At 41.6% G+C, this 14094-nt stretch carries 17 protein-coding genes; 3 read left to right on the top strand and 14 right to left on the bottom strand.

What is annotated here, in order from left to right; all coding sequences use genetic code 11:
* The 5 genes from secD to U9M98_00850 all read right to left on the bottom strand — a co-directional run.
* Window positions 1–1172, bottom strand: a 1172-nt coding sequence (gene secD / locus U9M98_00870) for a protein translocase subunit SecD (GenBank protein MEA2020271.1), incomplete at its 3' end; no start/stop codon positions are given.
* Window positions 1169–1396: an AbrB/MazE/SpoVT family DNA-binding domain-containing protein gene (locus U9M98_00865; protein MEA2020270.1), complete on the bottom strand. Its 228-nt coding sequence runs from the start codon at window positions 1394–1396 to the stop codon at window positions 1169–1171. The genes secD and U9M98_00865, both read right to left, overlap by 4 nt.
* A 101-nt stretch (window positions 1397–1497) precedes the next feature.
* Window positions 1498–2073 carry a helix-turn-helix domain-containing protein gene (locus U9M98_00860; GenBank protein ID MEA2020269.1) on the bottom strand — a complete coding sequence of 192 codons (576 nt, stop codon included), beginning with the start codon at window positions 2071–2073 and terminating at the stop codon, window positions 1498–1500.
* Between the two features lie 142 nt (window positions 2074–2215).
* Window positions 2216–3448, bottom strand: a complete 1233-nt coding sequence (locus tag U9M98_00855) for a DUF3048 domain-containing protein (GenBank protein MEA2020268.1) — start codon at window positions 3446–3448, stop codon at window positions 2216–2218.
* Between the two features lie 60 nt (window positions 3449–3508).
* On the bottom strand, window positions 3509–4000 hold the full coding sequence (locus tag U9M98_00850; GenBank protein ID MEA2020267.1) for a DUF4446 family protein: 492 nt from the start codon (window positions 3998–4000) through the stop codon (window positions 3509–3511).
* 63 nt (window positions 4001–4063) lie between these two features.
* On the opposite strand from U9M98_00850, the gene U9M98_00845 reads away from it, so the two are divergent.
* Together U9M98_00845 and ssb are read left to right on the top strand one after the other, a co-directional pair.
* Complete coding sequence (locus tag U9M98_00845; GenBank protein ID MEA2020266.1) at window positions 4064–4357, top strand: hypothetical protein; 294 nt, start codon at window positions 4064–4066, stop codon at window positions 4355–4357.
* A gap of 146 nt (window positions 4358–4503) precedes the next feature.
* Window positions 4504–4929, top strand: coding sequence for a single-stranded DNA-binding protein (ssb, locus tag U9M98_00840; GenBank protein ID MEA2020265.1), 426 nt, complete (start codon window positions 4504–4506; stop codon window positions 4927–4929).
* Here ssb and U9M98_00835 read toward each other — a convergent pair.
* A complete protein-coding gene (locus U9M98_00835) occupies window positions 4926–6476 on the bottom strand; it encodes a YifB family Mg chelatase-like AAA ATPase (GenBank protein MEA2020264.1) in 1551 nt (516 codons plus the stop codon). The two genes, ssb and U9M98_00835, sit on opposite strands and share 4 nt — an antisense overlap.
* A 778-nt stretch (window positions 6477–7254) precedes the next feature.
* Between U9M98_00835 and U9M98_00830 the strand changes: the two genes are divergently transcribed.
* Complete coding sequence (locus U9M98_00830; protein ID MEA2020263.1) at window positions 7255–7662, top strand: cupin domain-containing protein; 408 nt, start codon at window positions 7255–7257, stop codon at window positions 7660–7662.
* Here the strand turns inward: U9M98_00830 and U9M98_00825 are convergent.
* The 8 genes from U9M98_00825 to U9M98_00790 all read right to left on the bottom strand — a co-directional run bounded on the left by U9M98_00825 (window position 7655) and on the right by U9M98_00790 (window position 14049).
* The gene (locus tag U9M98_00825; protein ID MEA2020262.1) at window positions 7655–8170 is read right to left on the bottom strand and encodes a hypothetical protein; all 516 of its coding nucleotides are present in this window, start codon (window positions 8168–8170) and stop codon (window positions 7655–7657) included. The two genes, U9M98_00830 and U9M98_00825, sit on opposite strands and share 8 nt — an antisense overlap.
* Before the next feature lie 227 nt (window positions 8171–8397).
* A complete protein-coding gene (locus U9M98_00820; GenBank protein MEA2020261.1) occupies window positions 8398–9378 on the bottom strand; it encodes an AI-2E family transporter in 981 nt (326 codons plus the stop codon).
* 73 nt (window positions 9379–9451) lie between these two features.
* Window positions 9452–10441: a tRNA (adenosine(37)-N6)-dimethylallyltransferase MiaA gene (miaA, locus tag U9M98_00815; protein MEA2020260.1), complete on the bottom strand. Its 990-nt coding sequence runs from the start codon at window positions 10439–10441 to the stop codon at window positions 9452–9454.
* 70 nt (window positions 10442–10511) lie between these two features.
* Window positions 10512–11009, bottom strand: coding sequence for a ribonuclease H-like YkuK family protein (locus tag U9M98_00810; protein ID MEA2020259.1), 498 nt, complete (start codon window positions 11007–11009; stop codon window positions 10512–10514).
* A gap of 160 nt (window positions 11010–11169) precedes the next feature.
* Window positions 11170–11598, bottom strand: a complete 429-nt coding sequence (locus U9M98_00805) for a hypothetical protein (protein ID MEA2020258.1) — start codon at window positions 11596–11598, stop codon at window positions 11170–11172.
* A gap of 80 nt (window positions 11599–11678) precedes the next feature.
* Window positions 11679–12818, bottom strand: coding sequence for a tRNA (N6-isopentenyl adenosine(37)-C2)-methylthiotransferase MiaB (gene miaB, locus U9M98_00800; GenBank protein ID MEA2020257.1), 1140 nt, complete (start codon window positions 12816–12818; stop codon window positions 11679–11681).
* Between the two features lie 110 nt (window positions 12819–12928).
* Window positions 12929–13204, bottom strand: a complete 276-nt coding sequence (locus U9M98_00795; GenBank protein ID MEA2020256.1) for an HU family DNA-binding protein — start codon at window positions 13202–13204, stop codon at window positions 12929–12931.
* 56 nt (window positions 13205–13260) lie between these two features.
* Window positions 13261–14049: a TIGR00282 family metallophosphoesterase gene (locus U9M98_00790; GenBank protein ID MEA2020255.1), complete on the bottom strand. Its 789-nt coding sequence runs from the start codon at window positions 14047–14049 to the stop codon at window positions 13261–13263.
* Window positions 14050–14094: the final 45 nt, after the last annotated feature.

The following is a 14094-nucleotide window of genomic DNA, read 5'->3' as shown; positions in this document are numbered from 1 at the left end:
GCATCTAAAGCACTAACAAATCCTTTCTCAAGCGCAATGTTCTTTGGCGTGCCTCTGCGCAGTTCTTTCCGAATCCGCTCAAAAGTTATTATTTCGGAATCTACTGCCATTCCAATAGATAATATAAACCCAGCAATCCCAGCCATTGTCAAGGTTATTGGAAAAATTCTAAAAATAGCCAGACTTATTAATCCATACTCTGCCAAAGCCAAGTCAGCAAGGATTCCTAGCTTCCCGTAATACAAAAGCATAAAGATCCCTACCATACAAAGTCCAACCACACCTGCTACCACACTTTTACGCACTGAAGATTGCCCTAGAGTTGCCCCAATCTCAGTTTGCTCCACAATCTCAAGAGGAACTGGAAGCGCCCCTGCATTAAGTTGAATTGCTAATTTCTGAGCTTCATCCAAGGAAAACTGACCACTAATTACAGCCTTACCTTGGCTAATTTTCTCCTGAACGCGAGGTGCGCTAATTGGTTGGTCATCTAAAAATATAGCCAAGGGCTCATCTATTAGTTCTCCTGTCAACTGCTCAAACCTTTCTGCTCCTTCTTCATCAAATTCAATCGCTACCTGAGCTTCGCCAGTCTGTTGATTAAAACTAACTTCGGCGTTTTTTAAATTGCCGCCAGTAAGTTCAGTCTTCTCAAAACCTACCAATTGCTCTGACAACTCTCCTAAATCTTCCCCTTGATTAGCAGAAGATTCCTCAACATCTTGATAAACAGGACGCCGAAAATCCAATTGCGCTGTTTCACCAATAAGACTTAACGCCTGCCCTGTATCTGTAACACCGGGCAGTTCAACAATTATTCTCCAGGAATTACCACTTCTAGAAGTTTGAATATTGGGTTCAGTAACACCAAAAAGATCAACCCTTCTCTCCACAACTTCTTTTGCCGACTTCATAGCTGCTTCCCGACGGTCGCTAGGAATCTCTGCCATATCTGCTTCCAAAACAACACGAATACCTCCTTGAATATCTAACCCTTTCTTAATTTCAAAATCACTGAAAAAGCCAAAAAAGGAAATAGGTCCCCCAATTTCGGTAGTAAATTTAATTGGACCTGTATCTATTTGGATTGGAATTTTAGGAAGATTAATTCGAATGCATAAAAGGGTTAGGAAAATTATCCCCACCAAAAACCACCTAGTCTTTTCTCTCATTCCTTATCCGCCTCCCTCTCTTTCTCTGATTGAGTACAGCCAGCAACATCTGCCCCCTCCAAAGGTAGCTGGCGACCATCTGGAAATTTATAAGTTATGGTCCCTTGTTCAAAATCTACCTTAGCTTCGGCAGAATCTCCTATTTTTAAACACAATGCCTCTAGGAACTCTGCGGGAATTGTGACTGCAGCACTGTTCCCTGTCTTAATAATTTTCTGGGTCATACTAAAGCTATTATAGTATAAAAAGAAAGGAAGGACAAAACTAAAAGAGGTTCTTGCCAGTATTACCAAACTCCTGCAAAAAAAAAAAACCTAGGGTCAAGCTACTCTACCATCTCTTCTTCGTCGCCTAAAAGCATTATTCGTGGCATAGTTAAAACTTTATTAATAAACGTGTCTTTTCGGGATTTCAAGGCGTTGAACTCTGTCTCAGAAAGTATCATATAATTAATTTCATGATTATGTTCCTTTTCAGCCTTGCGAATATACTGCTTAAGAACTTCCACATTAATATCCCCCACCAATACAAGATCCACATCCCCCTCTTCCGCTACTCTCCCTCTCGGCAACGCTTTAGCTATAAATGCATACTTGACATTACCCAGCTTTCTCTTGTGCTTAACAATAAGACCACCTAACCCAGCTTCGTGTGAAATTAAAGCCAACAAAGGATCATAGAGAGGATGATCAGTTACAACCTTGTAGTAAAGACGGTTACCCCGTTGCCACTTTTTTACTAACCGTAAACTTTCCAAATTCTTAAGCTCACGCCGGACAGCATTTATCTCTGTACCAACTGCTCTTGTAATTTCCCGCACATAATATTCTTCTCCCGCATCTGAGAGAAGGAGTTTTAACATATCAATACGAACCTGGGAAGTAAAAAGATTCTCTAACATAACAAGGCTGGAAACCATACAGCCTATTAAGTATAGTTAAATGTAGCTAAGAAGTTAAAAAAATAAAATAAAGCGTAACAAATCTTTACCACACTCCACTATACTTAACAATAAAATCGCACTCGTTAAGGTACAAAAAGCCTTAACTAACTTTCACATTACCCATATTGCGCATTGGCACCACTTCTACCCAAATCTGACCGCGGTTAAACTCAAGCTCATTACCCTGCTCATCATAAAATTTCGTCCGCTCACGAATCGCGCCCTTTTCCCAAGTTGCTTGAATCTCTCTGCCATCAAGAAATACTCGTGCATTTCCTGAACCAACTGTTTCATAATTAAGATGCTTTTTCTGATCATTAAAAGAAGTTTCTCTGGTAAATTGCAAAATAATATTCTTAGCAGTTAAGGGAGCGTTATCTGTTCCTGCATCAACCTGCAACTCACCACCTTGGTAACGCCGGTAAGCATTTTCTTCAGGTATATACTCCCACCTAACAGCAAAAGATGGAATATCCCAAAAATTAAATTCTACCTGCGATGCAGTGGGAGCCTGGGCAGGATTATCATCCTTAAACTCCCACTGCTCAAACTTTTCGTACCCTTCCCAACCAGGATACCTATTTGGAGCTTCTTGCCAAAGTTTAAGTGTTGAAGTATACCCAGTATGTTCTGATGCCACACCCCGACCATTATCCCGCCAATATGCAGTAGTACCTAGCCACATCTGATCCAAAGAAGGCAAGTTAATCCTATTAATTTTTGCGTAAGAATCTGCTTGTGGATGGCAAGTAAAATCATAATTAAGATTATTTTGGTTAGCTTTATCATCTGCATCCATATAAGCACCACCCCAATGAGCGTACCAAGAATTAAATTCTGCCGCCCAATCCTCGTAGTAAACCCTTGCTGAGCGCACTGGACCAATTTTATCTACATCCCAAGCATGAAAAAAGGCTAAAAGACGGGTTATACCACCTTCCGCTACCGCCTCATAAATCAGATCTGCCTTTGACAAGCCAAACTGAGGACGAGCATCAGGATGGTTATTAATCATAATTGCTAACGGACGCCGATTCATAAAAATATCTGCAGCTGCCTTAGTGTAAAGAACACCATTTATGGGTGCGGGTTCTGTTCGGTCACCCTCAGCAAAAGGTCTATGTACATCCTCTTCAGAAGATTTTCTTGAATCTAAGGGGCTTATAAATTTATACCCCTGCCCTCGGAGAAAGGAAACTCCAGCATACAAAACAGCTGCAACCACTACCAAACCCAAAGCCCCACCCAAGCCCATTACTAAATACCTTGCATTCTCACCCAAGTTTTCCCACCAAACTTGTACTCTAATTTTAAATTCCTTAATCTTGCTCATTATCAATTGTTAGATAACAACTATTCCTTACTCAACACTCAATCAAATACTAAACTAGTGCTAAGATCCGACAGCCTTCTTAATAGCTTCTTTCTCCTCTTCCGAAAACTCGTAGCCAGCTTCCAAGCCCTCCTTCACTGGTTTACCGTACATCCTCGTCACGTCACGCCCATGCAAAGAAGAAATTACAATTCCTGTATTTTCATCATCCAAAAGAGCAAGAGCAAATGATTGGTTCCCTCCTGCATCTTCAAAAGGATTAAATCGGACTAAACCAACTTTTTGAAAATGAAACTTAGCGTCTTGTTGAATCCTATCCAAACGATCAGAAAGCTGCTTTATGTTCTCCGTATTTTCCCCCGCCCACTTCAAGTATTCCTCCAAAATCTTTTGTAAGTTTACCCCCTCCACCTCTTTGGTCAAGCGATGGTAGTGACGTACAGCACGCCAATAAAGAAGGGTAAGGACCAAAACCCAAGCCAAAATAAGACCCAAAACACCTAGAACAACAGGGGGTTGCCATAGAGTCTGAATAAAATTTGGGTTCATCATTTTCAAACTAGCAAGACCTTTGAAAAATGTCAACTAGCTCACTCGTGTTATAATATTTTTACCATGTCTGACAACAACCAAGAAGTAAAAGATTTACGCCGCCAAGTAGAAATACTCCGTGCCCAACTTAAGAAGAGTAAGAGTCCTGTCCCCAAAAAGGAAAAGAGTACAGTACAAGAAAACCAAACTAAAAAAGAAGGTTACGCAATCAGTGGAGAGGAGGATGATTCCTTTTCTTACGTACAAGAAGACCTTAAAAAAGCAATTCTAATAACAGTATTAATCCTCACCATTATTAGCAGCCTTGCCATTACCCAGTCCTATTGGTTCCCTATTACAGAAAAACTAATTAGCTAAATACACAGCTTTCAGAATCACAGATGGCTACCACACCAAAAAATGCTCACGCTAAAGCCTATTTTACTTTCTCCTAAAAAAATTAACTGTACATTTTCAATGCTAAATGCTTAAATAAAATTACAAAGACAAGGAGGTGATACTTTATGGCTTTTTATATCAATCGAGTAACACTACTAGGTAGAGCTGCAAACGATCCTAATTTGCGCTACACCCCTTCGGGAAGAGCTGTATTAAACTTAAGAATTGCAACCTCTTATTCTTACCAAAAAGACGAGGAGTGGGTAGATGTTCCGCAATTTACAACTTGTGTATTTTGGGGGCGACAAGCAGAAATAATTGATGAACAAATTTCTAAGGGAGATTACCTTTACGTCGAAGGTAGATTGCAAACTCGCAGTTGGGAGGGCGACGACGATCGTAAGAGATACGCAACCGAAGTTCAAGTCCAAGACTTTGTTATTCCAAGAAATAAGGGGGATTCAACCAAAGAAAAGGGTACTGCTCCTAATCAACAACCACAACCGGAAGCTGCTAACGAAGATATTGACGAGGACAGCATACCTTTCTAGCCAGCAGCCATCAACTCCCTGGTCCTCCGGTGCCGATAATTCAAAGCTTCAGCAACTTGCTGTGGTTCTATTTTCTCTGTTCCATCCAAGTCTGCTATAGTTCGCGAGATTTTTAATACTTTGTGGTAAGCACGCGCAGAAAGCCTCTTCTGAGAAACTGCGTGCCTAAGTACAGATTCGCTTTCAGATTCAAGGGGACAATACTTTTGAATTACTTTGGAACCCATTTCTGAATTGGATTTAATATCAGTACCTTCGTACCTAGATAACTGGCGCTCGCGTGCAATTTGAACTCTTTCCCGAATAAGAGACGATGGTTCCCCTGCACCAGCCTCCTTTGAAAAAAGCTTCTTAGTCTTAACTCGGGGAACCTCAACATAAAAATCAATTCTATCTAAAAGTGGACCAGATACCTTCTTTTTGTAACGCCGCACTTCAGAATGAGTACAAGTACAAACGCGGTCTGGACACCCGTAAAAACCGCAAGGGCATGGGTTTTGTGCCGTCAATAAAACAAACCGGGCAGGAAAAACCGAAGTAGCGCGAGCCCGAGAAATGGTAACCACGCCGTCCTCCAGCGGCTGACGCAAGCTTTCCAAAACATGTCTAGGAAATTCTGGTAACTCATCCAAGAAAAGAACTCCTCGATGTGCCAAAGAAATCTCCCCCGGACTAGGAATATTGCCACCTCCAATAAGCCCAACTCGAGAGGTAGTATGGTGCGGCGAGCGGAAAGGGCGCTGACAAATCAGAGGTCTTTTCCGCGGAAGCTCACCAGCAATAGAGTAAATTTTAGTAACCTCCAAAGCCTCACTCTCCGTCATCCTTGGCAAAATAGAAGGGAAAGCTCTAGCTAAAAGAGTTTTACCCGACCCTGGGGGCCCAGACATTAAAACATTATGACCACCAGCAGCTGCAATTTCTAGCGCTCTTTTCGCAGACTCTTGCCCTCTAATATAAGCAAAATCATACTCGTAATTGCTTGTCTCTCTTACCAGTTTAGATATATCTATGGAAGGCCAAGGGTCAATCTCCTCTAGCCCACGCAAATGGTAGAAAAGTTCATTTATAGTCTTTACAGGAATTATGTTAATACCGGAAATTACTGCTGCCTCTGCTGCATCTTCTGCTGGAAGAAAAACACAATCAAAACCCTCATCTCTAGCCGTAAGCACCAGAGGTAAGACACCGGGAACATGGCGCACTGAACCATCCAAAGAAAGTTCCCCAATAGTAAAAGAGTTTGAGATATCTGCCTGCAATTGATTAGAAGCAAGGAGTATACCCAAAGCTAGCGGCAAGTCATAGGAAGGACCCTTCTTAGGCAAATCAGCTGGAGCTAAGTTAACTGTTATTTTATAATTTGGGAAATTAGCTCCCGAATTTATAAGGGCAGAACGAACTCTTTCCCGAGCCTCCTCCACAGCTTTATCTGGTAACCCAACAACTTTAAAAGCAGGTAACCCTCTTTTTTGAATATCAACCTCAACTTCTACCAGCACACTCTCCAACCCTACCGTTGCCCCAGAAAAGACTTTGGCAAGCATTCTAAACTCATCATAGCACAAAAAAAGACTACGCGAAGCGTAGTCTTATTGCTTAGGAGTAGTCTTATTGCTTAGGAAGAGAGTAAGCCAGATTCTGTTTTAGCAAACATCTATCTGCCATGAACCGCGTTGGGATAAACCACAAAGGGCTCATCCTTTCAGGTTCACGGCGTTGCGCTCCATCTTCGTACCGACAATTGCCGAGCAAGCTCAAGCGGTACATCGTGGATTGCTGCGGGTGGGATTGCCCGTTTCAGCTTCCAACATACCCAAGTGTCAAAAATAGTCACTTGTTAACGGTTTAGCTGGAAGATCGTTTCTGTTGCTCTCAGGCAGTGTTAATTCACTACCTGTTTTCTCGCCCTTTCGGGCTAGAAACACCGGCTATCACTAGCTGGAGCTTGCGCCCCAACCCCTTGCTCTGTGCAGTCTGGACTTTCCTCAGTGGCGCGGAGCGCCACTTACAGATAAACACCGATTTAAGCCTGATTTTCGCCGATTTGCTTTAACGGGTTTTTTTATCCCCAAAGCTATCAGCGCTAATCAGGTCTTTCCTAATCAGCGAGAATCCGTAGGTGATGCTCCGCATCACCGCGTTTGCCATCTTCCTAAGCACCATTATTATAACATAAAGACACAAATCTTGCTACCCAAAACTTTGCGAAGTGTTTTACGAAAATAGACGACGAATGTCGAGCAGTTTCATAAAAATTACCCACAAAAAACAGGGCTTATACGCCTCACTTGTGTTAAAATTACAAAAGTTAAAGACTTTAAAATGAAAAAAGAAACAAAAGAACAGAGGTCCAAACGAATATTAAACCAACTGAGAACCAAATATCCAGGGAAGAAGGCTTTTGACCTTGACGGTCGCGGCAAGCATTTTGCCTGCGAAATTGAGCCAACGGAAAAACATCCAGAATACGACAGGGCAATTGAAGTAATTATCTCCAGCAAACCACACAAACACCTAAAAACAACTAACTACTACACTGTCATTTCCGGTACTCTTGAATTATATGTGGAAGACGAAACTATAATTTTAGAACCAGGGGATAAATACATGGTAGAGCCGGGTAAAGTTCATTGGGCAAAAAGCCGTGATGGCGAAGAGTGTTGGGCCGAAATATATTCAGAACCCGGCTGGACAAAAGAGGACCATATTCCCGTTGAAATTTCTAATTAGACCTAACTCTAACCTTCTCAGCAAACTCTTTTGTACTTACAAATGCTACCGAACTGATTTCCGGGTCTGTAATTTGCACTGTATCCCAACCGGGACGGTCGAACAGCTTTGTTCCCCTTACCTTACCCGCTACCACGGAGTCCCTAAAAATTTTATATTCTCCTGGCTCCATAACAAAATCTATATCCCCCAAGTAACTCCCAAAAGGAGTGGTTTCTGGTTTCCGAACATATAAATACCTATAAATAGCTTTTGGAGTATCGGAACCAGCTTCTATAACGACTGGTTCCTTCAGCTTAAAATACTTCCGCTTGGAATTACCCGAGGGCTTTATTAGCCCTTTTCGTACTTCTTCAAACTTCTCGTATTCTTCCTCCGATTGACAAAATACCCCAATATTACCTGCAACTGGCAAATCCTTTCCTAATGTTCGGCTTATTAATTGGTAGCAGTCACTATGGATTTTTCTTACACGTTGGAGCAGCTCTTCTACACATTTATCTTTCATATGTCTACATTATAAAAATTCAGAAAAGAAATAGAAAGATGCTACCCATATCACTTGCGGTATTACCATAAACTATATTATGGAATTGCCACATAATAGGTAGCTGCGGCAACTTATCCTAATTCGCATAAATTAACTATCCTAATTTCTTATCTTATCCGTAACATATTTGTAGTAAATTAGCTATCCCAATACTTAATACTTATTACTAGCTACCTACTACTAAATTATAAATCAAGGAAATGTTTAAGAAGTATTTCTACCACAAGCGCAGTAGGAATAGCAAAAAAAGCACCCACAATTCCAAATAATTTACCCCCTGCCAAAAGGAGGATCATGGTCACCAGAGGATTAAAACCTACCACACTTTTCATTACTCGTGGAACAATAACATGATTTTCCAACTGCTGAACAAGGATAACTACTGCTACTGCACCGAACCCAGCCCAAAGAGACGTAGAAAAACCTACTACCGCAGCTGGGAAAATAGAAACAATAGGTCCAATAATAGGTACAATTTCAAGAAGACCGGCAATAAGTGCTACTGGCAGTGCATAACGAACATTAAGCAGGGAAAGACCAACATAGGTAAAACCTCCAATAATAAACATAAGAAAAACCTCCCCGCGCAACCAGGCTCCCAAGCAACTCTCAATTTCATTGATAATATTGTCTGCTTCACTATGATCAGCTTTTCTGAGAAGCGACTTCAATAACTGCTTAAGATTTTCTAAATCTAAGAGAATATAAACAGTAAAAACCAAAGCCGAAGTTACAGAAAATGCTCCAGAAAAAGCGCCCCAGGTTACACGAAGAACATCAGTAGAAAGTGCACCTAACTGCTCTCCAATTTGCTCACCCCACCGTTGGAGATACTCAGGTGAACCAGGCACCTGTGTTGCCTGTTCCAAAAGGCGTGGGAGTTGCTGAATAAAACGCGTGGTTTGCTCTACTAAGGGCGATATTCCCAATGCACCAAAACCAAGGAAAAAAGCTAAAAGGAAAATTACAACAAGAAAAACTGCTACGTCCCTCCGCAAGCCGCGTTGCACAAGCCAATCAACCAAAGGGTCCAACGCCAAGGCTAAGAGGGCTCCAACAAAAATAACTAGGAAAACTCCCTTAAGCTGAATAAATAGCCATACTCCAAAAAGGAGTAAAAGCGTAGTTAGAATTGCTTTAGTTGTTATACGAATTTCAGAGGACATAGATAATCAATAGGTATACAATAGATAATCTATGGATACACAATTATTTATCTATTGTATTTCCATTGCATATCTACCGTATACTCTCTTCCAAGTACGATTTTACCATTCTCTCTGCCCTTTGTTCAAAGCCTTCCTTTGTTATATCAAACCACGTTATCTTTCTATTTCTTCGAAACCAGGTTAACTGACGACGGGCATATGCATGTGTATTAAACTTCACCCTCTGCACGCGGTCCTCGAGATCGGCTTCTCCCTCAAAATAGGCTTTAAACTCTTTGTATCCAATAGAATCTGCAGCAGGACAATCCCAACCATATGTTTGAACCAAATCCTGAACCTCCTCCAAAAGACCCTGTTCTATCATCCTATCAACTCTTTTATCAATTTTTTCATATAAGAAATCACGAGGAGCATTTAAACCTATCCACAAAACCTCGGTATCCTCAGGAAGAAGTTCCACAGCCCCCGCGCCTTCTTGCCCACCCTCCTCTGCTATTTCTATAGCACGCATTAAACGATGGGGACTATTTTTATCTATAGTCTTTGCTCGCGTAGGATCGACTTCTTTTAAAATCTCATATAATTCCTCATTGGACAAGCTCTCCAGCTCTTCCCGCAACTCTGGGTTGGGAGGGACCTTCGCAACCTCCACTTTGCCCAAGAGAATTTCCAAATACAATCCAGCACCGCCAACCAAAAATGGTACTTTGCCTCGAGCCCATACTCTCTCCATCCGTGAAGCAGCTACGTGCGCAAACTGCACCGCATTTATCTTCTCAGAAGGTCGAATAAAATTATAAAGATGAATTCTTATCACTTCTCCACTTCTCTTATCCTCAACATCCCAATAACCATCTTCTTTTGTCACATTATAACGATCGCTCACTATTTTTTTCCCAGTTCCGATTTCCATACCCTTATAAACCTGCCGAGAATCAACAGAAATAATTTCTCCATCAAATCCGCAAGCTGGCGAATTGCAGAGCCTCATCCCCAAAGAGGTCTTTCCTGTGGCAGTTGGACCGCAAATTACAACAGTTTTATGATTTCTATTTTTCATCTTCCGCTACTACTAAATGTAGAAAAAGTTCTAACAGCTGGACTACCAATTACCAAAACCGACCAAAGCCTTAGGAGGCGTGACGGTCAGCAACCGAAGAAGCACCATAAGAATCTGGCTTTGTCCTACACGTAAAACCGCTGCCACGAATCATTCCCACCACCTCGCTAATCATTGCCCGGGTCTCCCCCTCCTTGCCAATATCAACGTGAATTTCAAAATCAAAATCCAAAAACCCATCACCCTGCAAAACATCTAAAACCTCTTGGGCAAAATCTAAAGAAATAGATGCTTCGCGGTAAATACGCTGCCGAAGACTATTAACCTGCTCAAACCGCTTTTTCCAAAAATAAATCCCGCCGCCACCCACCCGATGAACCACCAGCGCCGTAACGTAATCCACTCCCGAGTGATTTCTTCCTGCAGAATCTGTACCAATTATCAACCGGTACTTATAATTTGGTTCCTCAGCCATAAACTCCCGAATACGATCCATCACACCAGTTATTGAAAGACGCCCCAAAGTTGGACTATTAAAATCGTCTAATTCTTCTTCTTTTTCTTGCATAAGCCTTATTATTATAACAAAAACAACTCAAAAATTCGAGCTGATAGTTATTCAGTTATACAGCTTACAACAAGAGAGCAAAGAAGGCTTTTGCGGCAGGCGTGGTGCCGCAAAAGGCGAAAAACCCTGGCGCAAGCGGCCCGACAAGTTCCTTTCGTCTTTAAGGGGTTTCCAACTGCTGAATGAGGTATTCTAACTCAGCGTTATAACGACGGAGGTCCTCAGCAAGAGCTTCTCTGTACTGAGCACGAAGCTGATCATTCTCAACTCCAAGAACAGCTCTTTGGGTAGCAGCTGCCGCATCGGAAAAATATTTATAACCCCGCCCAGACCCCTCTCCCTCCAACAACTCACGAGCCTCTTGATACCGCCTATTTAAAACTATTAGGCGAAGCTCCATTTCAGTAGGAGAGTGTATTTGCGAAACAAAAATTGCCATATTTTCCAAGCTGATCTTCAGGGGGTAGGTAGTATCACCAGGAAGAGAGGTAGAAGAAACTAAAATTCCTACAGCAAGGAGGGCAAAAAAAACCATTAAACCTAGCGAGAAGGCGTTAAAAGATTTTAAAAACTTGCTCTTTAGACTCATAATTCTAGCTTACCACCTAGCTTACTATGTTACCACCAGGTCTTTTTATAAAATAAAAATAGACTCATAGATATAATTGGTTACCTTTCATCTATCACCCGGCTAAGCACTGCGTGCCTTCTCTTTTTTTCGCTGTGAGGAACATTATCTGAATATAACTTAGCTGCTAGCGTACCTGGTCGCGGTGAATACATAGCAATATAAGCACCATCAAAACTAACCTTCTTTACTACTTCCACTGTGTTTTCAAACTGTTCCTTTGCCTCCCCCGGAAACCCAACAATAATATCTGTACCCAATTTTATATCAGGTACCTTTTCTCTTATCTTTTTTACCAACTCAACATACTGTTTGGCAGTGTAAGGACGATTCATTTTTCGCAAAATATCATCATCACCAGACTGAAGGGGAAGATGCAAATACTTGCGAACTTTTTCAAGAGCGAGAGCATCAATCAAATCATCAGAGAAATCCCAAGGATTGGACGTAATAAACCAAAGCTCTTCTAAACCTTCCAAAGAATTCAACTGCCAAAGTAGTTCAGAAAAAGGGTGCTTACCACTCCAGTTCTCAAGATTTTTACCATAGGAATTCACATTTTGCCCTAAGAGAGTTATGCTAGTAATACCGGCCTCCACAAGCTCTTTTACTTCCGATATAATAACTTCCAAGGGACGAGAAATTTCGGATCCCCGCCCAAATGGAACTGCACAGTAAGAACAGAAGTTATCGCAGCCGCGCATTACCGGGACGTAAGCTTTCCTCTCCCCATTATCTTCAAAAATGACAGAACCGGGAAGCCCTAAATAATCCTGCACCTGTTTACAGATAGTCTTATCAGATAACAATATTTCGGGCAGCTGATAAAAAATTTCTTGGGGTGCAACAAAATAGTTTACCCAAGGCATCCGTTGCTGCAAAATATCTTCTGGAATTCGTTGGCGCTCCCCCAACGCAGATCCAGCCATACAACCGGTCAAAATTACCACTGGCTTTTTTCCGTCTTTTCTACATTTCTCAACCTTTTTTGCCAAACCGTATACCTTATCTTCTGCTGCCTGACGAACTGAGCAGGAATTAATTAGAATAACATCAGCTTCCCTATAGGAAGGGCTTTTCTCATAGCCACACTTATTAAAAATTTTTTCTAACCAAATAGAATCAGCAACATTCATCTGACACCCGTAAGTAAATATGTAATATTTTTTCTTTTCTTTCATCTTAAAAACCGGGTTTGGGGTTAACCCTATTCTAACACTTAAAAAACTAACCCCGAACAAGTCGGGGTTAGTTTACTTAGTATAAAACTAAGTTTGAAGCACCAAGGTCATTACTCCTTCACTGCTTCCTTAAGACTTTTACCAGCACGGAATGCTGGGTAATCAGTAGCAGGAATGTGCAAAGGTGCCCCAGTCTGAGGATTCCTCCCCATTCGTGCCTTTCGGTGGCGAACCTCGAAAGTACCAAACCCAGTAAGGGTAACTTTTTCACCCTTAGCAAGGGATTCTTCAACAATTTCGAGCATGCCGTCGACAGCACGCTTCGCATCTGCCTTGGTAAAATCCAAGCGTGATGCTAATGCTTCTCGGAGTTCTGTCTTAGTCACTTCATATCACCCCCTTTCAAATAAAGAGGACTATTTCTAAAAAACATTTAATATCTTTAAGTCTCCTCAAATAAAAACTTATCGCGGCGCTCTATCTTCTGAGCTAAACCATCCTTACCAATATCAATAAGTACAGAGTTTAATTTAGCCGGACCACTTTTTACCCATTCGAACCTACGGTGGTATGGGTATTTAAAGCGCTCAATAATAATCTCTTTTTCAACACCCAAAACAGAATTTAAAGGCCCGCACATTCCAACATCACTAACATAAGCACTTCCTTGGGGCAAAATCTGCGCATCGGCAGTCGGAATATGAGAATGAGTACCAAGAACAGCAGAAACGCGACCGTCCAAGTAAAAGCCAAGGGCACGGCGCTCTGAAGTATTTTCAGAATGAAAATCAACTACAATCGCCGCAGCTTGGTCACCCTTTTCAGAGACGATTTTATCTGCAGCTCTAAAGGGGCAGTTTACGTTCTCTCTACCAACACTTAACCCTAGTAAATTAATCAACAAAATTTGCTGCGACCCAAGATCCAAAATTGCATAACCCTTTCCAGGAACATCCTGAGGATAATTGGCTGGGCGTAAAACCGGAAGCGAATCAATCTGATTACGAAAAGAGCTTAGAGCAAAAATATGGTCCCCAGAAGTACAGTAATCTAGCCCGAACGAAAGCACTTCCTCTATTGTTTCTTTAGTTGCACCCCGTCCCCCAGCCAAATTCTCAACATTACCTATAGCAAGGTCCACATTATCAGCTTTCCGCAATTTTGGCAAGAATTTCCTTACTGCCTTGCGGCCTAGTCGAGAAACTATGTCACCAAGAAACAAAATACGCATCTTTCTTTAGGTTAGGATTCCTCCTTACTTTACTATACTCCCATG

It is taken from the genome of Patescibacteria group bacterium, assembly GCA_034659915.1.
Taxonomy (GTDB): Bacteria; Patescibacteriota; WWE3; order JAUXAW01; family JAYEID01; genus JAYEID01.
Note: the sequence above shows the minus strand (reverse complement) of the source record. Positions and strands in the feature narration are given on the sequence as shown.

What these genes read in the sequence shown, in the direction of transcription:
- U9M98_00865 (MEA2020270.1), bottom strand. Translation starts at nt 1,396, where the DNA reads ATGACCCAGAAAATTATTAAGACAGGGAACAGTGCTGCAGTCACAATT.
- U9M98_00860 (MEA2020269.1), bottom strand. Translation starts at nt 2,073, where the DNA reads ATGTTAGAGAATCTTTTTACTTCCCAGGTTCGTATTGATATGTTAAAA.
- U9M98_00855 (MEA2020268.1), bottom strand. Translation starts at nt 3,448, where the DNA reads ATGAGCAAGATTAAGGAATTTAAAATTAGAGTACAAGTTTGGTGGGAA.
- U9M98_00850 (MEA2020267.1), bottom strand. Translation starts at nt 4,000, where the DNA reads ATGATGAACCCAAATTTTATTCAGACTCTATGGCAACCCCCTGTTGTT.
- U9M98_00845 (MEA2020266.1), top strand. Translation starts at nt 4,064, where the DNA reads ATGTCTGACAACAACCAAGAAGTAAAAGATTTACGCCGCCAAGTAGAA.
- ssb (MEA2020265.1), top strand. Translation starts at nt 4,504, where the DNA reads ATGGCTTTTTATATCAATCGAGTAACACTACTAGGTAGAGCTGCAAAC.
- U9M98_00835 (MEA2020264.1), bottom strand. Translation starts at nt 6,476, where the DNA reads ATGCTTGCCAAAGTCTTTTCTGGGGCAACGGTAGGGTTGGAGAGTGTG.
- U9M98_00830 (MEA2020263.1), top strand. Translation starts at nt 7,255, where the DNA reads ATGAAAAAAGAAACAAAAGAACAGAGGTCCAAACGAATATTAAACCAA.
- U9M98_00825 (MEA2020262.1), bottom strand. Translation starts at nt 8,170, where the DNA reads ATGAAAGATAAATGTGTAGAAGAGCTGCTCCAACGTGTAAGAAAAATC.
- U9M98_00820 (MEA2020261.1), bottom strand. Translation starts at nt 9,378, where the DNA reads ATGTCCTCTGAAATTCGTATAACAACTAAAGCAATTCTAACTACGCTT.
- miaA (MEA2020260.1), bottom strand. Translation starts at nt 10,441, where the DNA reads ATGAAAAATAGAAATCATAAAACTGTTGTAATTTGCGGTCCAACTGCC.
- U9M98_00810 (MEA2020259.1), bottom strand. Translation starts at nt 11,009, where the DNA reads ATGCAAGAAAAAGAAGAAGAATTAGACGATTTTAATAGTCCAACTTTG.
- U9M98_00805 (MEA2020258.1), bottom strand. Translation starts at nt 11,598, where the DNA reads ATGAGTCTAAAGAGCAAGTTTTTAAAATCTTTTAACGCCTTCTCGCTA.
- miaB (MEA2020257.1), bottom strand. Translation starts at nt 12,818, where the DNA reads ATGAAAGAAAAGAAAAAATATTACATATTTACTTACGGGTGTCAGATG.
- U9M98_00790 (MEA2020255.1), bottom strand. Translation starts at nt 14,049, where the DNA reads ATGCGTATTTTGTTTCTTGGTGACATAGTTTCTCGACTAGGCCGCAAG.